Origin of the sequence: Roseibium sp. SCP14, from assembly GCF_040329475.1 — a bacterium.
In the GTDB taxonomy this organism is placed as follows: Bacteria; Pseudomonadota; Alphaproteobacteria; order Rhizobiales; family Stappiaceae; genus Roseibium.
In genome coordinates this window covers 445,205-466,125 of the sequence record NZ_JBDZYH010000004.1, presented here as the reverse complement: position 1 = coordinate 466,125, position 20,921 = coordinate 445,205, and the positions used below count along the sequence as shown (strand labels likewise).

The following is a 20,921-nucleotide window of genomic DNA, read 5'->3' as shown; positions in this document are numbered from 1 at the left end:
AAACAGACCGTAATAAATTCATACAATAATTCATATGTTTTAATCTGTTCTTCATACCTCCTGTCAAAAATCACCATAATTGACCCGACCTGTTCCAAACGATGGGGGTAGTTATGGACAAGGTGAAGGTACTCGATCGCACACCGCTAAAGCTTAGGGTTGTTGTCCTGGCACTAGGAGCTGTTGCCGGTCTTTCCTTCGTCGGCATCGCAAATCTTGTTTCCGACAGAATGATCGAAGCGGCGACCGCCAAATATCAGGAAATCAACGAAACTTACGCCGACCTCGCCGGTTTTCAGAGACAGATGCTTGCGCTGCGTGTCGCCGAGCAGACCATGCGCGCCGATCGCGAAGCAGACACCCTCCCCGCACTGGACAAAAGGCTGTCGATAACAGAAACCAGCCTCTCTGAGGCGGATGTGGCTTCTTCGGTGGCCACTGCTTACGATCAGTATCTCACCGCCATCGACGGATATCGCAAAGCTTTGAAGGAAATCGGTTATCGGGATCGCCTGTCTGTCGAAGTCGGTGAAGAAGGTCAGGCAGGCATTGACAGTCCTTCCGGTCACCTCGTTGACGTGAGCAACGCGATTACAAAAGCGTCTTCACGTATATCCGAGGAACTGGAATTTGACGATCAACCTGCAGTTTTCCAGGCGGCGCTCGCCTTTGAGACGGCGCGGCGCGATATTCAGAAACTTCTTTCGCTTTCCGACACGTCCTACTTGCCTGCAATCAACAGCGGCCTCACCCAGCTAACCACGCTTCTTCAGGATCCGGACCTCGATCCGGATTTTGCCGAAGCGTTGACCGGCCTGTTGCGGGATCTGAACGGCGGGATCGGCACGCTGGCGCAATCAGAAACAACGCTGACCGGTTTCGAAGATGCCGTGAATGTCAGCTATGGTCAGCTGGACACCGCCCTGACAGCGCAACTTCGGGCTACAACAGAGCAAGCGGATATGGTCAGAACCGAGTTGGCTGCGACCAAATCACTGATTTCCGGGCTCATTCTCGCGGCCATCCTGATCACGTTCCTCGTCCTCGCAATTGCCAGCTATGTTATTACTCGCAGCATTTCCCGCAATCTGGGAGCCATTACCAGCGCAACCAACGATCTCGCCCGTGGCGAAATCGATCATCAGATCCCGCTCACCGAGGTAAAGACCGAAGTCGGTGAACTGGCGCGTGCCCTGTTGATCTTTCAGGACAATGCGCGCGCCCGACGCAAGCTTGAATCTGAAATCGAAACGGAAAACACGGTCAAGGTTGAGCGCCAGGAGCACATTGAAAGAACGATCGCAGCTTTCCGTCAGGACATAGTCAGTCTTCTGGAAACCGCGGACGGAACAATCACTCGAGCCAGAGGTACCGCTGAACAGCTGCAGGACGTCAACAATCGCAATACGGAACAGGCCGTTTCTGCGGATGACGCCTCCAGACTGTCATCGGAAAACGTTCAGACCGTCGCATCGGCAACTCAACAGCTGAGCAGCTCGATCAACGAGATTTCCGAACAAGTGAACATGACCTCGGACCAGATAAGTCAGGTCAGTGAAAGCGCACGCACGACAAATGAAGACGTCGATCAGCTGGCCAAGGCAAGCGCGAAGATCGACGAAATCATCGCTCTCATTCAGGCAATTGCCGAACAGACTAACCTGCTCGCCCTCAATGCAACAATCGAAGCGGCGCGTGCGGGTGAACACGGCCGCGGTTTCTCGGTCGTCGCTAGTGAAGTGAAATCGCTCGCCAATCAGACAGCAACGGCCACTGAGGAAATTTCCACGCAGATCAAGGCCATACAGTCTTCCAGCCGCGCAACCGTCGACGCCATGGCCAACATCTCGCGCATCATTACCGATGTTCAGACCAGTACGTCCATGATTGCCGGCGCCGTCGAGGAACAGACCGTGGCGACCAACGAAATCAGCCACAACATCAACGAAGCTGCCAACCGCACTCAGCAGATGGCTGACAACGTTTCCGAGCTTTTGTCCACGGCCTCCGAAGCCCGCCGCTCAGCTGAGGACATTCACGAAGCGTCGGATGAAGTAAACGAAATCAATGCCCGGATGAACCAGCGTATCGATGATTTCCTTCAGGAAGTCTCCGCAGCGTAATGTGCCAACAGAGTAGCTGCCGGGTGCGCATGAAGTTCACCCGGCATTCGCTCATCCGTGAGCGCTGCGCATTGCCCGGACAGTGCCAAACAGCCAATCAACCCATAGTGTGCTAGGATTTGCCGAGCTGCTCCAACGAGAGAGGCAAACCGATGCAACCTATTCCTTACATCTTCTTCAACGGCAATTGTGCACAGGCCATGGCCAGATATGCCGAGATATTCGGCGGCACGCCCGAGCTGATGCCCGCCTCGCAAATGCCACCGGAGTTTCCGGTGCCCGAAGAGCGCAAGACCTGGATAATGCACAGCTCACTGAAAATCGGTGACGGATTGCTGATGGCCTCGGACAACATCATGGGCGACGCAGTCGCGATGTCCGGATGCGCGGTCACGCTCAGTCTTCCTGCGCTGGCAGAAGCCCGTAACGTCTTTGAAATGCTCGCCGAAGGCGGCGAGATCACGATGGCCTTTGCCCCGACATTCTGGAGTACCGGATTCGGGACACTCACGGATCGCTTCGGCATTCACTGGATGGTGGGATGCGACGAGCAGCCAGCCGGCAGCTGAAAGGTCACGTTCGAAAGCAGTCGTGATTGTCGATATCGACGCTTGTCCGGCCTCGCAAAGTTCAAGGCGGCCCGCCGATGGGCGAACGTGGCCTACGTTCAGCGAAGATCGCAAGCGGTTAAGGACAACACACTGCCCTGATCGTTCCATCAGGTTACGACAAGTCCCACTTTGCGGTAAAATTCTCCGGTTCACACACAGGATGTCGGGGGCTTGCTGCATTGATGAGGTGAGAACAAATGGTCAATTTTCTTTCAGCCACAGCGGTTGCCATTACTCTTGCGCTTCCGATCACATCTGCTCCGCTTCGCCCGGCTTATGCCAGCGGCCTCATGACCGCCTGCTCAGCCGATATAGCTTCGCTGTGCAATGGCGTTCGCGAGGGACGCGGCCGCATTTCCGCATGCCTGTTTGCCCATGACAACAAGATCTCGACATCGTGCCGACCGGAGCTGACAAAAGTAACAACCAGCCGGATGTTCGAGAAAATGATCCCCCCGGACGTCCTGAAAATGAGAAACACGCCCGGCGAAGCCAAACTTAGGCAGGTCTGCGCAGCCGACATCAAGTCTCGATGCAAAGGGGTTCCACCTGGCAAGGGCCGCCTTCTGGCATGCCTTTATGCCTGGTCCAACAAGGTCAGCAAATCGTGTCACGCTGAAGCCAGGTCTGTTCTGGAACATCTGAAGTAACCCTGGTTACAACCCTAGAGGTTTGCCTTTCATTTCCGGCATCTTCAGAGTCGCGAGCAAGGCTATCACGGCAATCGCCATGACATAGTACACAGGAGCATAGTCATCGGAGGTTCGCGCGATCAGGTAGGTCGCGAACCATGGCGTCGTTCCTCCGAAGAATCCCAGACAGATGTTGTAGCTGATGCCTGCACCGCTGCATCGCACCCGTGAGGGCAGAAGCTCCACCATGTTTGGCACAGTCATCGCCCATCCGACACCGTTGATGACTGCAAAACTCAACTGGGCAAAGAGAATCCAGGCCAAAGATGGCTGATGCAGGGCAAACCAAAGCGGCCATGTCAGACACAGACTCGCGATGGAAACAAAGAACATCACGGGACGGCGTCCGTATCTATCTGCCACAAGACCGACAACAGGTGTCACGGCAACCAGAACCACAAGGGCAAGGGTTGTAATGTTCAAGGCCTTGGCGGTCGAATAGTGCATCTGATCCGTGAGATAAGAGACAGCATAAACAAAGACCAGGAAATAGGTCACGCCGGTCGGCAGGATCAGGCAGATAATGTGGGCAATCGTTCGCCAATGGTCCTTCAACACTTCAAGGATGGGCATTCTCGGCTTTGTTGCGGTACTTTCCATGACCGGTGACTCGGACATGTTTCTACGCAGCAACAGCGCATAAACCGCGATGGCCGCACCAATCAGGAAAGGAAGGCGCCACCCCCAGGCCAACATGGCCTCGTCTCCGATCACATTGCTGACAAGAGCGGCAACAGCAGAGCCCATCAGAAAGCCGAGATTACAGCCCACGACTACCCAACTTGCCACTACCCCTCTCCTCTCAGTTGGCGCCTGCTCGACCAGAAGAGTTGCAGAACTTGCATATTCACCGGCAACCGACAGTCCCTGCACTGAGCGCAGAACAATCAAGAGCACACTGGCAGCAACTCCGAATTCCGCATGCCCCGGCAGAACACCGATTGCCAATGTGGCGCTGCCCATAATGCCGACAGAGAGCATCAAAGCCGGTTTGCGGCCAAACCGGTCTCCGATATGTCCAAAGATGACACTCCCGATCGGCCGGGAGGCATACCCGACGGCCAGTGCTCCGTAGGCCGCCAGCAAGGACGCCAGGTGGTCTTCAGATGGAAAAAAGACCTTTCCGATTATGGGCGCCAGAAAGCCGTAGATCGCAAAGTCGTACCATTCGAGCGTGTTGCCGATGGCTCCGGCAAGGATCTGTTTGCGCTTCAAACCGCGAGCAGTCATGAGATTTGTCGCATTTCCCTGCTTCCCCTTGTAGGCAAAGATCGGCCGGCAGCCGGCTTGCACACTTCGTCGCTTCAATTGAAGTCTATGTTATGTCCGGGACACGGGCGAATTGTCCTCTGCGTCAGCCGCACTCCCCCCCCTCCACCCGAGCAACCAAACCTGGGTCAGCGGAAGTCCGCCTCGCTTTCCCGGATTCTCGATGTTGCAAACTCCAGAAACGCATGAACCTTGGCGTTCCGGCGCATGTCGGGATGCGCCAACAGCCAGAGTTCGGAATTGAATTCAGATGGAGCATTCCTGACGCGAACAAGGTCCTTGCCGGAAGCGCAGACGTAGCAAGGCATGACCGCAAGGCCGAGTCCGGAGCTGACAAGGTTGAAGACGCTCATCATCGTGTTCGCAGTCGTGACGGGAGCCTCCTTGGCTCGTTGACTATCCACGATCTGCCCCATGGAAGTTCGATTGAGTTTGTCGCTCAAGATCACCCAGCGCTGTTCTTCGGCAGGTTTCTCGTGAAAGGTGTGCCAGTAATCCTTGTGAGCGTATGTAGCAAAGGCGATTGGCAGCAGATTCCGTCCCAACCAGTGTTCGGGCGGTTGACTTGTCGGCCTGAGAGCAACGTCGGCATCTCTTTGCATGAGATCGAACGGACGGGTGTCACAGTTCAGATCCAGTTCGATGTCGGGGTATTTCTGCTGAAACTCGACAACTACATCCGACAATCGATAGATCAGGGAATCCGTTGTCGTGATCCTCAGCGGACCTTCCAGGCGCAGATCCCGACCACCCAGCTCGCGTTGAATGGTGTTCATACCGTCTCTGAGCTGAAGAGCATTGCGGTAAAAGTGCTCTCCCGCGGCTGTCATGACGTAGCCATGGCTGAGCCGCTCGAACAGCTTCACACCAACTCTTGCCTCAACCCCCTCAATCCGCCGGAACACCGTTGAGTGATTGACCCCGAGCTTGCGCGCGGCACCTGAAAGGCTTCCCTGCTCACAAACCGCCAGGACAAAGGGAATGTCTGCCCACTCCAACACCTGTGCATTCATGCAAGCTTCCTTTGCAATCGTCGCGAATTAACTTGCGCAAACTATCACCCTATCTGTGAACCGACAATCGGATCGGCCGCCGGCAATCTCGTGAGTTCGTTCGATGGAACAGAAAAAGCGTAGGCAAGCGGCCCGGGACGGTGTCTTTCGAAAATATCGAGGCACACAAAGTTGGAGATCCTCATGAAAATTCTCATCGTCGGTGCGACCGGCACCATTGGCAAAGCCGTCGTCAACGCTCTTTCATCGAAGCATCAGATCATAGCTGCCGGCTTCGACGACGGCGACGTTCAGGTCGACCTGGGCTCAAAATCGTCAATTGAGGCGATGTTCAAGTCGATCGGCCAGGTCGACGCTGTGATCAGCACGGCCGGTCTTGCAGGTTTCGCCCCCTTCAACGAACTGGATGACGCGGCCTATGATCTCGCGCTGACGAACAAATTAATGGGACAGATCAACCTTGTTCGCCTGGGTCGGGACTATGTGACAGACGGCGGCTCATTCACATTGACTGCCGGCATCCTGTCCCGAGACCCGATGCCTGGTTCAGTCGTCATCAGCACGGCTAACGGTGCTTTGGAGTCCTTCGCCAGATCTGCTGCGCTTGAACTCGATCGTGGTCAGCGCGTGAATGCCGTCAGCCCGGTCTTCGTCAAGGAGACAATGGAGATGATGGGAATGGATCCGGCATCCGGTTTGTCCGCCGCAGATACCGCCAAAGCCTATGTTGCAGCGGTTGAAGGCGAAATGTCCGGCAAAACGCTTGATGCTCCCGACTACGTCTGAAGCACCCAGGCAGTGCTGAACTCGGAGTTGTCAGTCAAACGCATGTAGCCCGGATGTTGCGGTCAACCCTTTGACCGCAACATCCGGCTGAAGAGTTTCGAGGCTCTAGAGTTCGGAGCGGACGGGTTCTGCCCGCGCCTCTCTCGGTGAAGCGCCGAACCGTTTGGAAAAGGCCCTGGAAAAGGCAGCAGGGCTGGAGAACCCGCACAAGGTGGCAACCGACTTGACCTGTCTGCCCGCTTCCAACTCGGCACGGGCGATATCCAACCGCCAATTTGACAAGTACCCCATGGGGGTCGCGCCGACGAGTTCCTTGAATGTCACTGCGAATTGGGTACGGGACATCCCGGCCGTGTCCGCAAGTTTTTCCAGGGTCCAGATTTCACCAGGCGCTTCGTGTATTGCCACCAGTGCGGCGGCAATGCGCGGATGCGCCAGGCCGTTCAGCAGACCTGTGTCCGCCTTGCCCTGTTCCATCGCATGGCGCAGCAGCCGGATGACCACCACTTCGCAAAGCCGCTGGAAAGCCGCTTGCCCACCGCAACGTGGCAGCGTTACTTCTTCAATCAAAGGCATGACAACAGCTGTCAGGTAGGGTTCTTCGGCCAATTGAACCGAGATGCATTCCGGCAGAGCGTTGATCAGCTGCTTGCCGACTCCTGATATCGTGATGCGTGCGGCGACAAGCGCCGTCTCGTCGGACCGTGGATGTAGATCGGCATGCTTGTTGATCAGGCTGGCATCGAGCGGACAGAAAACCAGGCGCATTGCCCCGGATGTATCGGTCAGCACATGCAGGTTCGCCATGTCCGGATCGGTGTCCTTTGAGCGGGCATTTTCCACCTGAACGCGCAACCGGTCGATCAGCGAGGACAGTCGGTCCAGTTTGCCGTTGAAGGACACGCGATAAGGCACAGACACTTCCGTACTCCTGATCATCTTTTTGGTACATTTCCTCTTTGACCGTTCACTATCTTAAGGTCACATGCAAGGAAATATGTACCCTTGCGCCCAGTGAATGAGGAAAACGATGCTTGTCCCACGTCAATCAGTCCCCGGTTTGACTGTAGAAACCCTGTCTTCCGGTACGTTCGACCTTGCCAAGGATGGTGCGGAATTCGCGACGCTTGTCGTCTTTTATCGTGGCCTTCACTGCCCGATCTGCGCCACTTACCTGAAAGAGCTTGGCCGCTTGACCGCCGATTTCGCTGAAAAAGGCGTCAAGACAATTGCCATATCCTCAGACGACCAGGACCGCGCTCAGCAAATGGCTGACAAGGTGGGTCATGAGAGTTTGCGCTTCGGTTACGGCCTGCCGCTCACGGTCGCCAAGGAATGGGGCCTCTACATTTCGACCAGTCGCGGAACAACATCCATCGGCATCGAAGAACCGGCTCTCTTCTCCGAGCCTGGTGTCTTCCTGGTCCGTCCGGACGGCACACTCTACTTCGCTTCCGTCCAGACCATGCCGTTCGTGCGTCCGCATTTCCAGGAAATGATCGGTGCTCTCGATTTCGTCCAGAAGAACGATTACCCGGCGCGCGGCGAATATACCGGCGCTGTTTGACGACCTGCACTCGAAACATGTTTTGACCCGGACACCACCCCTTCGGCGTCCTGAGGTCAAAAGGAGATGCCGGACACGGGCTGCATTGTGTCCGGCATCTCGAAACGGGTACGGAACCTGAAGCCCGGAACTTTGATATTGGGCGAGGTCTCCGGCCATCAGGCCGTACCCGTCTCGTTATGAGGTTTGCATTGCCACCGTGTTCACCGCTCCCGGTGCACGGGCGAACCGCAAAAACCTCAGATCCAGCTGCGATGCGTCAGCTTGGTATCCCAAAACGGTCTGCGTGCTTCTTCTTGCGCAGCTTCCCGTGTCAAATTCAGATCTTCCAACTCCGCATTCGTCAAATCACGCAACTGCCTGCGCGTGTGCGATACCTGCAGCCAGGACTGCAAGTGCCGCCAAAGCAGCTTCAAGACATGGCGTGGGCCCCGCAATTGCGGCACGGAATGCTGGAGAATTGTCTCCATTGTGCTCATCATCGCACCTCCTAAGGGTTACAATTTCAAGATTGGACGCATTGTTGCGCTACAATCATATGAATTGACTCATTCACGGATGCAATATAGAAAATTGTCACCATGACAAATTGGCACCCCAATATTCCCGAGGGACAAGGTCCTCTCTACATTCGTCTGGCAGACAAAATCGCAGAAGACATCGCCACCGGAGCTCTGGCAGCCGGCGCAAAACTTCCGCCGCAACGCGATCTTGCCTATGACCTTGGTGTGACGGTCGGCACCATCGGCCGGGCCTACGCAGTTGTGCGGCAGCGCGGTCTGGTGAGTGGAGAAGTCGGACGTGGCACATATGTGCTCGGCAGCCCGGTTGCTCCCGCCCTCCTGGAGGACACGAAGCCCAATCTCGATCAGGCATCGGGTGACGGAATTGGTGCAAGACAAACAGCGGCACAGATGACGTCCTGGGTTCAGGGAGCCATGGCAACTCCGAAGGACATTGCATTCTCCGGAACCAGAATTACTGTACCTGCGCCTGAATCCATTCGTTTTGACAGCACCTCAGCCCCGGAAATCGGTCAAGCAGAGGCAATCCGTGACCTGACGGCGCAAATCACTCGAGACGCACCTTACGAGATTGCCAGCTACACACGATCCGTCCCGGAAAGCTGGCGCGAGGCCGGCAAAACCTGGCTGTCCAGAAAGAACTGGGAGCCCTCGGCCGGCAGCATTGTACCGACAACCGGTGCGCAGGCAGCCATCATGGCCGCAATTGCTGCGACGACTGCTCCCGGAGACCAGATAGCCTTCGAGGATTTGACTTACAGCTCCATTGCGCGCGGCGCCTCTCTGTCAGGCCGCAGACCCGTTCAGGTCGCAAGCGACGATCAGGGGCCTCTTCCCGAGGACCTCGCCCGCATTTGCGCACAGAAACACCCGAAGGTTCTGTTCCTGATGCCGACCATGCACAATCCGACCACCGGGACCATGGGTGCAGACCGGCGCGAGCAGATTGTCACCATCGCCCGCCAGTACAATCTCTGGATTATCGAGGACGAAGTCTACGGCTCCCTTCGCAACGCGGATGTATTGCCCTTTGCAGCCCTCGCGCCTGAACGAACATTTCATGTCGGCTCTCTTTCCAAGGCCGTCACTGCCGGTGTTCGCGGTGGTTGGGTTTCCAGCCCGGTGTCACATGCCCAGCGCATCTATACCGCTCACAAGATGCTGACCGGCGGCATTTCCTTTCTGCTTTCAGAACTTTCAGCCCGTCTTGTTCTGTCCGGTGCCGCAGACACCTTCCGCGAAAATGTGCTGGCGGAAATCGCCGCTCGCCACGAACTTGTGCAGCAGTATCTCCGGAACTTTGATCTGGTTTCAGCACCAGACGCGCCTTTCCTTTGGCTCAAAGTTCCTGAACCCTGGCTTTCGGGCACCTTCAAGGCCGCTGCGGCAACCTCCAATGTGCTGATCGATGACGAGGACGAGTTCAAGTCCGGCCGCTCCGGCAAGGTCTACCATCGTGTGCGCATAGGCATCACCAATCCTCACACGCGCGAAGAGACCGCTAAAGGTTTGCTGATCCTGCGCAATCTGCTCGATGACAGTGGTGCCGGCTATGACAGCTTTGAATGAAACAGGCGCAGGCCTGGCCTCGCAGGCAGGAGGCGGGGAATTGCGTGGGCGTCGAAGCGCCAAATTGCCGATGGTCTGCAACGATCGCCTTGCTGCGCATCACATGTCGTGCCGTTGGGCAAACCTGCCCTCCAGAAAATTACAGATGGGCAAGATCATCTCTAGTTAAAACAAACAATTGCCCAACATTACTTCAGCTCTAAAAATAATTCTTCCGACACAACAGTGATCTTCGTCACACAATTTAGGCGGGTTACAACCCATATAAGTTGGGCGGAAAGCCGGAGGAAAGTCCTATGTTTGGAACTTATTATTCCATCGCGGCCCTGCCGATCATCCTATTGGTGATTATTGTCATACTTGTGGCTCTCGTTTTCTGATTGAAAGCAAAGAATTTCAGGAGCTTAAACTCTCTATTTTCCGAAGCAATCGACAGAAAAAATCTCCCAAGTGATTGGGTCCGCATCTTTAAAAGACTTGGATCAGGCACCGGAACATTTGACGCACAGCTCTTCCTTTGGAGCATACAACCGGAAACGCCATGACCGGAACAAGGGACTGAGGTGTCGGGGGGCACCTCTCTTTCCAAGACCGTAAGTCTAGTTAATTATTCTTAGATTTGATTGACTTCGGATCGCAAGACCGGAACACAACAGCATTTATTTGTGAAAAATACTTAAAACCAGAGGAATTTACTTTTAACAGTAAAATAAATACTCCCACACTTTTGTGATATCCATCACGCGCAATTTACAATCCGTTAACCATATTATTTGCGTCGTAACCCGAAAGGATAGACCTATGTTGGGAACAATTTATTCAATCGCAGCCCTTCCCGCGGTGACTTTGGCAATCATGACCATCGCCGCTGCCGTTGCCTGAGTTGAATAATTTAATTGGGTCCCGGCAACCTCAACCACTGCAACGAAATGAAACGCTCAGACATGCAACGGAAAGTCGGGTAAACGAAAATCTAAACGTCAATCAATGAACTGACATCAAGGACTGACCCAACACTCTCTTCTTAGACGGGACTGCCATACAAAGCCCTGCAAGGTCGCATTCGGCTCCAAGTGATGCGATGTTCGCAGGTGATCAGGGCCGTGCTTCCAGGTCTGTTCCACCTGTGCCCAAACCGGTTAGTTGAAGACGGAACTCCCTGAGCGTTTGACTGGCCTGTTCGATATTCCCGCCTGTCCAGCCGGTAGTGACCCGCCCCAACACCTGCATCTCCTCGGCGAAAATCATGCGAATGCTCGCCGTTCCCTTTTCGGTCAAAGCGATCAGCATGGACCTCTTGTGGGTAGGATTGAGAACGGTTTCGACCAGCCCCATTGCAAGCAATTTGTCCACGATCGCCTGGATGGATTGTCTCTTCATGGATTTGGCAGAAGCCATCTGTGGCACCGTGCTAGAGCCGTTGTCGGAGATGTATTCCAAGATTGCTAGCAAGGATGCCGTTAGCCCCCGTTCCTCCAGCATTGCATTGGACATTCCGGCGAGCAGCCGGAAGGTCTTGCGTACCTCGCCGATCAACTCCTTCAGTTCCTTGTGGTCCATTCCTTCCCCGGATGTCATCTATGCTCCATTTGACCGCTTGGCTGCCATATTTCAATTGACAGTCAAACTGTCAAGATATCAGTCAATCCACAAAGTTTTCTCAGAACTCTCCCCATTTCGAAGACAATCTGTTAAACGGCGGCATCATTGCCTGCCCGCGCCCGCGCGGCCCAGCCGCAGCGGCCCTAAAATACTGGAACGTCATGATCCCGAACGACATCAAGATCACGCCCGACCTGATTGCTTCTCACGGCCTGAAGCCGGATGAATATGAGCGCATTCTGGAACTGATCGGCCGGGAGCCGACCTTCACCGAGCTCGGCATCTTTTCCGCCATGTGGAACGAACACTGCTCGTACAAATCTTCCAAAAAATGGCTGAAAACCTTGCCGACCAAGGGACCGCGCGTTCTGCAGGGCCCGGGCGAAAACGCCGGCGTCGTGGACATTGGCGACGGACAGGCTGTGGTCTTCAAAATGGAGAGCCACAACCACCCGTCCTACATCGAGCCTTATCAAGGTGCGGCGACGGGTGTCGGCGGTATCTTGCGCGATGTCTTCACAATGGGTGCTCGCCCGGTCGCAGCCATGAATGCTCTGCGCTTTGGTGCGCCGGATCATCCTCGCACAAAGCATCTGGTCTCCGGTGTGGTCTCCGGTGTCGGCGGATACGGCAACTCCTTCGGTGTTCCAACCGTTGGCGGTGAAGTCGAATTCCACGCGCGTTACAACGGCAATTGCCTGGTCAACGCTTTTGCTGCCGGTCTTGCAAAATCCGATGCGATTTTTCTGTCCGAAGCGAAAGGTGTCGGTCTTCCGGTCGTCTACCTGGGAGCCAAGACCGGACGCGACGGTGTCGGCGGCGCGACCATGGCCTCCGCAGAATTCGACGATACGATCGAGGAAAAGCGGCCCACTGTCCAAGTCGGTGATCCCTTCACCGAAAAATGCCTTCTGGAGGCATGCCTGGAATTGATGGAAACCGGAGCGGTTATCGCCATTCAGGACATGGGCGCTGCGGGTCTCACCTGCTCGGCAGTCGAAATGGGTGCCAAGGGCGATCTCGGCATCGAACTGGATCTCGACAAGGTGCCGGTACGCGAAGAGATGATGAGCGCGTACGAGATGATGCTTTCGGAGAGCCAGGAACGCATGCTGATGGTGCTGCGCCCTGAAAAGGAACACGAAGCAGAAGCCATCTTCAAAAAATGGGGCCTCGACTTCGCGATTGTCGGCGTAACCACCGACACGCTGCGATTCGTCGTCAAGCATCAGGGCGATGTGGTCGCCGATCTTCCGATCAAGAAACTCGGCGATGAAGCGCCGGAATATGACCGCCCCTGGGTCGAGCCAAAGAAACTTGACCTTCTTATGGCTGGCGACATCGAGGAACCTTCGGACTATGCCGACGCCCTCAAGACGCTCGTCGGTAACGCCAATGGCTCTTCCCGCCGCTGGGTCTATGAGCAATACGACACCCTGATTCAAGGCAATTCGGCAGCTACCCCAGGCGGCGATGCCGGTGTCATCCGGGTGGAAGGCACGCGCAAGGGCCTTGCCTTCTCGGTCGATGTAACGCCGCGCTACTGCGAAGCCGATCCGTTTGAGGGCGGCAAGCAGGCCGTCGCGGAGGTCTGGCGCAATCTGACCGCCGTCGGCTCCGAGCCGCTGGCGGCAACCGATAACCTCAACTTCGGCAATCCTGAAAAACCGGAGATCATGGGTCAGTTCGTCGGCTGCATTAAGGGAATCGGCGAAGCCTGCCGCGAACTGGATTTCCCGATCGTTTCAGGCAACGTCTCCCTCTATAACGAAACCCACGGAGAAGCCATCTTGCCGACCCCGGCCATCGGTGGCGTCGGTCTTCTTCCGGACGTCACGGTCCGGGCCGGAGCTGCCTTCGCGCAGGAAGGCGACGCGATTCTCCTCATTGGTGGATACGGCACTCATCTGGGCGCATCACAATACCTTGCAGACGTTCTCGGTCGTGAGGAAGGCGCTCCCCCACCGGTTGACCTGGCTGCCGAAAAACGACGTGGCAACATCGTTCGCCAGATGATCGGCTCCGAACGGGTGACCGGCGTTCACGATGTTTCATCCGGCGGTCTCGGTGTCGCACTTGCAGAAATGGCAATTTCAGGCGGTATTGGAGCGAACGTGCAGGTATCCGGCCCAGCGCATGCCGCGCTCTTCGGAGAAGACCAGGGTCGCTACGTTCTCACGGTAGCTGCGGATCGTGTGGAAGCTGTTCTGGAAGACATCCTGGACGCCGGAATCGACGTTCAACAAATCGGCACCACTGGCGGCGAAGATTTGACTGTTGAAGGCATCCTCACCATATCCGTTGCAAACTTGAAAAAAGCACACGAAGATTGGTTCCCGAACTACATGGCAACCGCATAAGACGGTTTGCTCTCAGGAACTTAAGAACGAAGGACAGACGTACCATGCCGATGAACGCAAACGAGATCGAAACCCTGATCAAAGAGGCTCTGCCCGATGCTCAGGTCGAGATCCGGGATTTGGCTGGCGACGGCGACCACTACGCGGCAAATGTTGTTTCCGAATCCTTTCGGGGAAAAAGCCGCGTGCAGCAGCATCAGATGGTTTACGAGGCTCTGAAGGGAAACATGGGGGGCGAACTTCATGCCCTCGCTCTTCAGACCAAGGCTCCGGACTGAGGACCGCACCGGTTTGACAGATTGCCGCGCAGGACGCGCGAGCACTTGATTCCTCCGCCCGTCTTCGCCAGATAGGCGGCACGAGACAAAGGACACAACAACATGAGCATCCAGGACTGGATTAAGAACGAAGTCGACAGCAACGACGTGGTGCTGTTCATGAAAGGCACTCCGAACTTTCCGCAATGCGGCTTTTCCGGACAGGTCGTGCAGATCCTCGACTATGTCGGCGCCCCGTACAAAGGGATCAATGTCCTGGAAGACGATGACCTGCGTCAGGGCATCAAGGAGTTCACCAACTGGCCGACAATTCCGCAGCTCTACGTGAAGGGCGAATTCGTCGGCGGTTGCGACATTATCCGCGAAATGTTCCAGAATCAGGAACTGCAGGGTCTCCTGGCCAACAAGGGTATCGAGACCGCTCAGCAGTCCGCTTGATCACGACTCAATTTCTGAAGATTCAGCACCAAGGGGCGGAAATTCCGCCCCTTTTTGATTTTTCACTGTGTACCGTGTCCAGCGTTGGCCATCAGCTGCTGGTAAATCGACAACCGGTCGACCATCTGCCAGTGCCCACACAGAAGCCCTTCCCGAAAATAGTACAAGGTCATACCGCTCATCGTGAGCCTTTGCCCGCTCGCCTTGAAGTGACCGAAATCCTTCCCGTGCGTGCCACACCAGGTCCACGCGATCGCTGTTCGGTCGCGGGAGCTGATCATTTCCTGAATGTCGAATGTCTGGTCGGGAAATGGCGCTCGCGATTTGCGGACCCGATCTTTCAAGCCTTCTCGTGTCAGGGTCTGCCCTTCCCACGGATCGCCTGGATCGTGATGCAGGGTATAGGCGGAATCTACCAGCCGATCGATGAAGTCGAGCTCGCCTGAGTTCCAGACCTTGAGTAGGAATTGCGTAAGCCGCCTCTCCTGTTCTTCATACGAATGGCGAAGGTGTTCCGCATCCAATCGTTCGGATGCAAAGATGTCCAGATTTGACATGAAACGTCCGTTGTCATGCCGGATCGATGACGGGTTCCGCGTTGCCGCCTTCCGGCAATGCCAGAGACGAAAAAAGATGTGCAGAGTTCACCTGGCGATGCCACATGCGGAGAGCTGGTATCTGCTGACCGAAGATTGGACTACAAGGGGGTAAGGTGCCAGTCAACCCGCTATTCTTCAGGTCTCGCATCAATGAGGCAACCTGACAACACCACTACCGACAGATGATTTTGCCTGACAGCACACCCTTGCCCCAATTGAGCCTCAATTCGATTTAATGCGCCGAATCGCCTAAACTGAACGCAAGGTGAATGCGGATTTCAGAGTGAGTACAGGTGCGTTCCGCCATTCTCCGACCATATCGCAAGGCCTCGACAAGCAATGGGCCTGGAAATGGGACCGGGGACTATGAACAAGTATGCAGTCGTTACCACCTCTGTTTTCGCACTGGCTATTGCCGGGCTCGGCATTTCTTTGTCCAGCGGCCCGACCACCGATCGCGAACTTCGCCGGGTCGATTGCGAAGCCATCACCATGTTCACCCCGGCACACAGCAAGAGCGCGGAAGAACTATGCGCGAATTATGGTGGTGTTGCCCACAAGGATTCCGAACCCAGCAAGAACGGGCTCGTTATCCTCGTTAGAAATCAGCCCGTAGGTGGTTTTGCCGGAGAAAATGCGGTCCGATGACCGCTCAGGCATCTCCGGACGAAATTGCGTTTGCCTCAACGGGTTCGGCAACATTGTGGAGTTCGACCCTTCCCAGCCGAAGAGAGGCATAGCCAGCCGCCTGCGTGACATCCTCGGAAGCAACGATGGCGTGACCTGTGACCTTGCCATGGTCTCCAAGTCTGGCCGCGATGTTTGCGGCACTGCCAATCACGGTGAAGTCCAGACGTTCCTTTGATCCGACATTGCCGTAAGTCACATCGCCATAAGCGATGCCGATGGCACAATCCATCGCCATTCCACCGTCCTTGTCGTCCGGCTCCGCCAGGGCACGAACGATTTCCGCGGCGCCCGCCACCGCCTGACGGCAAGCATGGTCATGACCTGCGCTGGCGGGAAAAATGGCCAGAATGGCGTCGCCGATAAACTTCAGCACTTCACCGTCCCGGGCATTGACGATATCCGTCGTCGTCTCGAAAAACCGGTTCAGCAGCCCGACATAGGCCTCCCGGCCCAACTCTGTTTCCAACCGCGTGGAATGCCTGAGGTCGCAGAAAAGGATGGCTGCATCGATCACGTCTCCGTCGCCACGCCGGATTTCGCCACCAAGCACACGCGCGCCAGTTCGCTTGCCGAGATAGGTTTCAAGCAGAGACGTCGCGTTGGAGGTAAGCGCAAAGACCTCGAACAATCGGCTGATCAACGCCGAGCACTCAAAAATCAGACCGAGATTGGCCGTCGTGAAGCCCTTGGGATGGTCCGACGCCAATGTCATGACGTTGATCCTCCCGTCCGAGAACGGCAATGGCATCGCGACGTAATCGGTCACGCCCTGCTGCTTCAAATCCTCCATGATCGGAAAGTTGAACTCATCCGGATTGGTGTCTAGTTTCTGCCGCACGCCACCCAAACCGTCGGCAACATGCTGCAACGGGCTTTGCCTGAACTGCGGACTTTCAAGATTTTCATAGGACGGTGCGTAGCTTTTCACCTCGTCGTCGTCACGCGTCCAGATGTAGTTGCGTCCGGCAATCATCGGATGCAGCGACCAGATCAGGATGCTGATGCGGCTGACCGCAATGCCATCTTCCACCAGCTTTCGGCCCATCGAGGCTGTCAGCTCTTCGGGCGTCTTTGAGAGCCATGCCTCACGCAAAAGCCAGTTTACCGTCGGACCGGTTATGTTGCCGATGGGCGGCCTTTCGATTGCAGCGCCCTCATGCTCGATACGGGTGACCGCTTCGGGCATGAAGGCCACATAGCCGTCAACCGCCTGCCCCTCGGGCAAGGCATTGAGATAGCACCAGGCGCCGTTTTGAATTTCTTCTCCACCAGTCTTCACATGATGGTACGTCGCGGTCCCCTTGAAAGGACAGAAGGTATTGTAACCGGGAGCCGGCTCCAACTCAGCCAGAATGTCCGATTTCGGAAAGTAGACGACCGGCGGAAGTCGAGTCTCATACATAACCCGGGCATTGGTCGATTTCGCCAGAAGGTGCTCGCCGCGCCAGGCTGTCACCAGTCCGGCAAGCGGTTCGACCACGATCCCGTAGTCGTTTGAAGTCTGCTGTACACGCACGGTCATGGCAAAGACATAGGTTCGGTCATGAAATGTGTCCAGCCGCCACGGTGGTCAAGCGAACATCAATGCGGAAACTTCATTCGTCCCTGATACCCAGCTGACGCAGGAAAACCGCCAACCGCTCCATGGCCTCGTCGGAAAAAACCATTGCCTGCTTGAACTGTGAAATCGTGAAATCCGGATATTCGGCAAAAAGGATTTTGGCAGATGCTTCGGCCTCTGTTTTACGCCCGGCAGCCAGCAGGACCGGTGCCAGATTTCGATGGATCCAGTAGGCCGTTGGACGTTCGGTGACGGCCTTGCTGTAAAGGTCGGCAGCACGATCATATCTTTCCAGTACCTGGTTGGCACTTCCCATGCCGACATAATTGTTGAAGTTCATCGGATCCATCGGGCTGAGCCTGATGGCACGCTCGAAATAAGGGATCGCCTGTTCCGGCCGGTCCGAATAGACTTCGAGCCACCCCAGTCTGCTATGCGCCCAGGCAGCATTCTCATCCAACGAGATCGCCCGCTCCAGAAGGACACGCGCAGCACCGAAATTGCGGGAAAAAGTATGGGCAGCCCCCAGGACGGCAAGGATAAGCGGGTCGTCCGAGGACAGGCTGGCAGCGCGTTCCGCATAGCCAAGCGAGCGTACTTTCGCCTCACCGATATCGTCCACCCAGTTGTAAACCGAGCGCTGTGCCCAGCACCAGGCGACCAGCGCCAATGCCAGCGGATAGTCGCCGTCAATTTCAATCGCCTTGTTCAGCAGCTCGATCGCCCGTCCGGTTTCTTCCTTGTCCAGTTTCCACACATGGCGCATTGCGCGCATGGTGTAGTCGTAGGCACCAAGATCCTCGGGACGTTTACGGCTTATGCGCTCAATTTCCGCTTTCTGGATTGAAGGATGAATCGCACCGGCCACCTGTTCGGTGATCCTGTCCTGAAGGTCAAATATGTCATCATCGCTGCCGTCGTAGCGTTCCGCCCACAAGTGAGCGCCCGTGTGGGTTTCGATCAGCTGAACAGTGATGCGCAACTTGCCCGGCGCCCGTTGAACCGAGCCCTCAATCAGATAGGCCACGCCGAGTTCACGACCGATCTGACCGACATTCTTGGGGGTGCCCTTGTATTCAAAGGCTGAGTTGCGGGCGATCACGAAGAAGGAACGAATACGCGACAATGCTGCGGTCAGAGCCTCGACAACACCATCTGCAAAATAGGCCTGCTCAGGATCTTTGGACATGTTGTCAAAGGGAAGAACGGCAATCGACGGTTTGTCGGGCAAGCTCGGAAAGCCGGAAGAAACTGCGTTCGCGTCCATTCCGGTCTGCGCTTCCGCAGGCCACTGGTAGACATGAACCGGCTGAGTGATGTTCTTCAACTCGCGCAGTCCCTCGTCCGAAAAGGCCTTGCCGATCTTGCCCCTCACCTGCTCATAGGCACTGGCGCTCAGCACGATGCCTCCCGGCCGGCAGATTTCCTGTAGACGTGCCGTGATGTTGACGCCGTCGCCGTAAATGTCCGTGCCTTCCCGGATGACATCACAAAGGTTCAGCCCGATCCGAAGACGCATGGGCAGGTCAGCATCTCCGCTTTCAAAGCGTTCCATGGCTTCCTGGATGCAAACTGCCGCATTGACCGCATCGACAACGCTGGAAAACAGGATAATGGCTCCATCACCCATCAATTTGACAATCCGCCCGCGGTAGGCGGCCAGTTGCGGTCCGACGATATTGCGGCGCAGCCGCTTGAGAACGTCCAGCGTATGCTCTTCATTGTCGCCCATGAGGCGGGAGTACCCGACAACATCAACCACCATGATGGCGACGAGTTGCCTGTCAGCTTTTCCATCAGTCATGGTGACCTCCTCAGGTCACAAGCCCCTGGCTTCAGCTAGGTCTGCCCAAACGGATTCTATCACGTCAGCGACGGGATCGGCATCCGCCTGTTTGGTCGCATTGCAAATAACGGACAACCGCATGATCCATTCGCCTCGCCAGCGTCCGCCGGAAACGAACATCGTTCCGCTTTCCCGAAGTCTTGCAATGACATCTTCCGTCACCTTCTTCCGCAAATCTGCCTGCAGCCCCGGGTCGCCGAAGGCAATGACGACCTGATTGAGAACCACATCGTTGAGAACGCGGATGCCTTTCACCCGCTCAAGACGATTTGCGATCTGCCGCGCAACGCTGCAATGAAGGCCAACCAGCTCGCGCACACCGTCCCGTCCAAGATGTTTGAGCATGGCCCAAGTCGGAATTCCACGTGCACGGCGCGAAAGCTCCGGTACGAGGAATGCCGGTACCCGGTCTCCTTCCTGACGAGCTGGCAGGTAACTGGCATCTATTCCCATAGCCGTTTCGAGAGCGATTTTATCGCGGACAATCGCATAACCGCTGTCGAATGGTGTCTGCAGCCACTTGTGACCATCTACAGACCAGGAATCGGCGTTTTCCGCGCCCTCGGTCAGATAGCGATAGGCCGGATGAGCTCGAGACCACATTCCGAACGCCCCATCGACATGAACCCAGGCGCCTGCATTGCGAGCCACCTTGATCAACTGATCGAACGGATCGAAGGCGCCGGTATTGATTTGGCCTGCTTGCGCAATGACGATCCCGGGACCGCCTGACGTCGAAATCTTTGATTGAAGATCTTCAGCATCCATTCGCCCTTCCCGATCCGTAGCAATCCTGCAGACCCGTTCACGACCGAAGCCCAGATAGCCGAGAACCGAAAAGACCGACGTGTGTGCGTCATCGCCAACGAAAATCCGGACCGGCGGTGCACCGAACAATCCATCCCGATCAGCGTTCCACCCGTGCTTTTTCAGCACAGCGCCCCTGGCAGCGGCCAGTGCGGTGAAGTTGCCGACCGTTCCTCCCGTCACAAACCCGACCGCCGCATCGCGCGGCAGATCAAGAATATCCAGAAGCCATTCGCCCGCGACTTCCTCAACTGCGGCAGCCGTTGGCGACGAGGCATGAAAGGCAGCATTTTGCCCCCAGGCGCTGACCAGCCAGTCGGCCGCCACGCCGACCGGTGCGGATCCGCCGAGCACCCAACCAAAGAACCGCGGATGTGTCATGCCGGTCAGTCCGCCTGCGCCCTTTTGTGCGAGATTCCCGATCACCTCAGTCCCGTCACAACCGGTTTCAGGCAAGGGTTCACGAAAGATCTCACGCATCTCCCGGTAGGTGCGATCCGGGGCGCAGTCGCGCCCGGACTGATCGAGCCTGTAGGAAACGGCTTCGGAATACGCTCGCTCCAGTTCTCGCAACCGGTCAGACATG

General features: G+C 56.1%; 19 protein-coding genes. 10 read left to right on the top strand and 9 right to left on the bottom strand.

The window, feature by feature from the left end:
- Positions 1 to 113: 113 nt before the first annotated feature.
- The 3 genes from ABLQ08_RS19150 to ABLQ08_RS19140 all read left to right on the top strand — a co-directional run bounded on the left by ABLQ08_RS19150 (position 114) and on the right by ABLQ08_RS19140 (position 3,384).
- Entirely contained in the window at positions 114 to 2,123 is a 2,010-nt protein-coding gene (locus ABLQ08_RS19150) for a methyl-accepting chemotaxis protein (RefSeq protein WP_352945205.1), read from the top strand.
- A 152-nt stretch (positions 2,124 to 2,275) separates the two neighbouring features.
- The gene (locus ABLQ08_RS19145; RefSeq protein ID WP_352945204.1) at positions 2,276 to 2,692 is read left to right on the top strand and encodes a VOC family protein; all 417 of its coding nucleotides are present in this window, start codon (positions 2,276 to 2,278) and stop codon (positions 2,690 to 2,692) included.
- A gap of 239 nt (positions 2,693 to 2,931) precedes the next feature.
- The gene (locus tag ABLQ08_RS19140) at positions 2,932 to 3,384 is read left to right on the top strand and encodes a cysteine rich repeat-containing protein (RefSeq protein WP_352945202.1); all 453 of its coding nucleotides are present in this window, start codon (positions 2,932 to 2,934) and stop codon (positions 3,382 to 3,384) included.
- Positions 3,385 to 3,390: 6 nt separating this feature from the next.
- Here ABLQ08_RS19140 and ABLQ08_RS19135 read toward each other — a convergent pair whose 3' ends face one another.
- Both ABLQ08_RS19135 and ABLQ08_RS19130 read right to left on the bottom strand, forming a co-directional pair.
- Positions 3,391 to 4,656 carry an MFS transporter gene (locus ABLQ08_RS19135; protein WP_352945200.1) on the bottom strand — a complete coding sequence of 422 codons (1,266 nt, stop codon included), beginning with the start codon at positions 4,654 to 4,656 and terminating at the stop codon, positions 3,391 to 3,393.
- 167 nt (positions 4,657 to 4,823) lie between these two features.
- On the bottom strand, positions 4,824 to 5,708 hold the full coding sequence (locus ABLQ08_RS19130) for a LysR family transcriptional regulator (RefSeq protein WP_352945198.1): 885 nt from the start codon (positions 5,706 to 5,708) through the stop codon (positions 4,824 to 4,826).
- A gap of 183 nt (positions 5,709 to 5,891) precedes the next feature.
- Here ABLQ08_RS19130 and ABLQ08_RS19125 point away from each other — a divergent pair, with 183 nt between their 5' ends.
- The gene (locus ABLQ08_RS19125) at positions 5,892 to 6,494 is read left to right on the top strand and encodes a short chain dehydrogenase (protein WP_352945197.1); all 603 of its coding nucleotides are present in this window, start codon (positions 5,892 to 5,894) and stop codon (positions 6,492 to 6,494) included.
- 105 nt (positions 6,495 to 6,599) lie between these two features.
- Here ABLQ08_RS19125 and ABLQ08_RS19120 read toward each other — a convergent pair whose 3' ends face one another.
- Positions 6,600 to 7,415: an AraC family transcriptional regulator gene (locus tag ABLQ08_RS19120; RefSeq protein WP_352945196.1), complete on the bottom strand. Its 816-nt coding sequence runs from the start codon at positions 7,413 to 7,415 to the stop codon at positions 6,600 to 6,602.
- A 109-nt stretch (positions 7,416 to 7,524) separates the two neighbouring features.
- Here ABLQ08_RS19120 and ABLQ08_RS19115 point away from each other — a divergent pair, with 109 nt between their 5' ends.
- On the top strand, positions 7,525 to 8,061 hold the full coding sequence (locus ABLQ08_RS19115) for a peroxiredoxin-like family protein (protein ID WP_352945194.1): 537 nt from the start codon (positions 7,525 to 7,527) through the stop codon (positions 8,059 to 8,061).
- A 239-nt stretch (positions 8,062 to 8,300) separates the two neighbouring features.
- On the opposite strand, the gene ABLQ08_RS19110 is transcribed toward ABLQ08_RS19115, so the two are convergent.
- The gene (locus tag ABLQ08_RS19110; protein ID WP_352945192.1) at positions 8,301 to 8,543 is read right to left on the bottom strand and encodes a DUF1127 domain-containing protein; all 243 of its coding nucleotides are present in this window, start codon (positions 8,541 to 8,543) and stop codon (positions 8,301 to 8,303) included.
- 99 nt (positions 8,544 to 8,642) lie between these two features.
- On the opposite strand from ABLQ08_RS19110, the gene ABLQ08_RS19105 reads away from it, so the two are divergent.
- Entirely contained in the window at positions 8,643 to 10,154 is a 1,512-nt protein-coding gene (locus ABLQ08_RS19105) for a PLP-dependent aminotransferase family protein (RefSeq protein ID WP_352945190.1), read from the top strand.
- A 1,095-nt stretch (positions 10,155 to 11,249) separates the two neighbouring features.
- Here the strand turns inward: ABLQ08_RS19105 and ABLQ08_RS19100 are convergent.
- Positions 11,250 to 11,732 carry a MarR family winged helix-turn-helix transcriptional regulator gene (locus ABLQ08_RS19100; RefSeq protein ID WP_352945188.1) on the bottom strand — a complete coding sequence of 161 codons (483 nt, stop codon included), beginning with the start codon at positions 11,730 to 11,732 and terminating at the stop codon, positions 11,250 to 11,252.
- 185 nt (positions 11,733 to 11,917) lie between these two features.
- On the opposite strand from ABLQ08_RS19100, the gene purL reads away from it, so the two are divergent.
- The 3 genes from purL (at position 11,918) to grxD (ending at position 14,832) form a co-directional block, all read left to right on the top strand.
- Complete coding sequence (purL, locus tag ABLQ08_RS19095) at positions 11,918 to 14,116, top strand: phosphoribosylformylglycinamidine synthase subunit PurL (RefSeq protein WP_352945186.1); 2,199 nt, start codon at positions 11,918 to 11,920, stop codon at positions 14,114 to 14,116.
- A 44-nt stretch (positions 14,117 to 14,160) separates the two neighbouring features.
- A complete protein-coding gene (locus tag ABLQ08_RS19090) occupies positions 14,161 to 14,394 on the top strand; it encodes a BolA family protein (RefSeq protein WP_352945184.1) in 234 nt (77 codons plus the stop codon).
- A gap of 102 nt (positions 14,395 to 14,496) precedes the next feature.
- Positions 14,497 to 14,832 (top strand): Grx4 family monothiol glutaredoxin, encoded by a 336-nt coding sequence (gene grxD / locus ABLQ08_RS19085; protein ID WP_352945182.1) that lies wholly within the window; start codon positions 14,497 to 14,499, stop codon positions 14,830 to 14,832.
- A gap of 62 nt (positions 14,833 to 14,894) precedes the next feature.
- Here grxD and ABLQ08_RS19080 read toward each other — a convergent pair whose 3' ends face one another.
- Positions 14,895 to 15,389 carry an ester cyclase gene (locus ABLQ08_RS19080; RefSeq protein WP_352945180.1) on the bottom strand — a complete coding sequence of 165 codons (495 nt, stop codon included), beginning with the start codon at positions 15,387 to 15,389 and terminating at the stop codon, positions 14,895 to 14,897.
- A 408-nt stretch (positions 15,390 to 15,797) separates the two neighbouring features.
- Here ABLQ08_RS19080 and ABLQ08_RS19075 point away from each other — a divergent pair, with 408 nt between their 5' ends.
- On the top strand, positions 15,798 to 16,079 hold the full coding sequence (locus tag ABLQ08_RS19075; RefSeq protein WP_352945178.1) for an antitermination protein: 282 nt from the start codon (positions 15,798 to 15,800) through the stop codon (positions 16,077 to 16,079).
- A 4-nt stretch (positions 16,080 to 16,083) separates the two neighbouring features.
- On the opposite strand, the gene ABLQ08_RS19070 is transcribed toward ABLQ08_RS19075, so the two are convergent.
- From ABLQ08_RS19070 to ABLQ08_RS19060, 3 genes are all read right to left on the bottom strand, one after another.
- Entirely contained in the window at positions 16,084 to 17,643 is a 1,560-nt protein-coding gene (locus ABLQ08_RS19070; protein WP_352945176.1) for a DUF427 domain-containing protein, read from the bottom strand.
- Between the two features lie 73 nt (positions 17,644 to 17,716).
- Positions 17,717 to 19,486 carry an adenylate/guanylate cyclase domain-containing protein gene (locus ABLQ08_RS19065; RefSeq protein ID WP_352945174.1) on the bottom strand — a complete coding sequence of 590 codons (1,770 nt, stop codon included), beginning with the start codon at positions 19,484 to 19,486 and terminating at the stop codon, positions 17,717 to 17,719.
- A 15-nt stretch (positions 19,487 to 19,501) separates the two neighbouring features.
- Complete coding sequence (locus tag ABLQ08_RS19060; protein WP_352945172.1) at positions 19,502 to 20,920, bottom strand: pyridoxal phosphate-dependent decarboxylase family protein; 1,419 nt, start codon at positions 20,918 to 20,920, stop codon at positions 19,502 to 19,504.
- Position 20,921 lies beyond the last annotated feature (1 nt).

Bases quoted from the DNA above. Each gene is read 5' to 3' on its own strand.
- ABLQ08_RS19080 (WP_352945180.1), bottom strand. From the start codon at position 15,389: ATGTCAAATCTGGACATCTTTGCATCCGAACGATTGGATGCGGAACAC.
- purL (WP_352945186.1), top strand. From the start codon at position 11,918: ATGATCCCGAACGACATCAAGATCACGCCCGACCTGATTGCTTCTCAC.
- ABLQ08_RS19140 (WP_352945202.1), top strand. From the start codon at position 2,932: ATGGTCAATTTTCTTTCAGCCACAGCGGTTGCCATTACTCTTGCGCTT.
- ABLQ08_RS19110 (WP_352945192.1), bottom strand. From the start codon at position 8,543: ATGATGAGCACAATGGAGACAATTCTCCAGCATTCCGTGCCGCAATTG.
- ABLQ08_RS19150 (WP_352945205.1), top strand. From the start codon at position 114: ATGGACAAGGTGAAGGTACTCGATCGCACACCGCTAAAGCTTAGGGTT.
- ABLQ08_RS19090 (WP_352945184.1), top strand. From the start codon at position 14,161: ATGCCGATGAACGCAAACGAGATCGAAACCCTGATCAAAGAGGCTCTG.
- ABLQ08_RS19060 (WP_352945172.1), bottom strand. From the start codon at position 20,920: ATGTCTGACCGGTTGCGAGAACTGGAGCGAGCGTATTCCGAAGCCGTT.
- ABLQ08_RS19075 (WP_352945178.1), top strand. From the start codon at position 15,798: ATGAACAAGTATGCAGTCGTTACCACCTCTGTTTTCGCACTGGCTATT.
- ABLQ08_RS19065 (WP_352945174.1), bottom strand. From the start codon at position 19,486: ATGACTGATGGAAAAGCTGACAGGCAACTCGTCGCCATCATGGTGGTT.
- ABLQ08_RS19145 (WP_352945204.1), top strand. From the start codon at position 2,276: ATGCAACCTATTCCTTACATCTTCTTCAACGGCAATTGTGCACAGGCC.
- ABLQ08_RS19100 (WP_352945188.1), bottom strand. From the start codon at position 11,732: ATGACATCCGGGGAAGGAATGGACCACAAGGAACTGAAGGAGTTGATC.
- ABLQ08_RS19125 (WP_352945197.1), top strand. From the start codon at position 5,892: ATGAAAATTCTCATCGTCGGTGCGACCGGCACCATTGGCAAAGCCGTC.
- ABLQ08_RS19105 (WP_352945190.1), top strand. From the start codon at position 8,643: ATGACAAATTGGCACCCCAATATTCCCGAGGGACAAGGTCCTCTCTAC.
- ABLQ08_RS19115 (WP_352945194.1), top strand. From the start codon at position 7,525: ATGCTTGTCCCACGTCAATCAGTCCCCGGTTTGACTGTAGAAACCCTG.
- ABLQ08_RS19130 (WP_352945198.1), bottom strand. From the start codon at position 5,708: ATGAATGCACAGGTGTTGGAGTGGGCAGACATTCCCTTTGTCCTGGCG.
- grxD (WP_352945182.1), top strand. From the start codon at position 14,497: ATGAGCATCCAGGACTGGATTAAGAACGAAGTCGACAGCAACGACGTG.
- ABLQ08_RS19070 (WP_352945176.1), bottom strand. From the start codon at position 17,643: ATGACCGTGCGTGTACAGCAGACTTCAAACGACTACGGGATCGTGGTC.
- ABLQ08_RS19135 (WP_352945200.1), bottom strand. From the start codon at position 4,656: ATGACTGCTCGCGGTTTGAAGCGCAAACAGATCCTTGCCGGAGCCATC.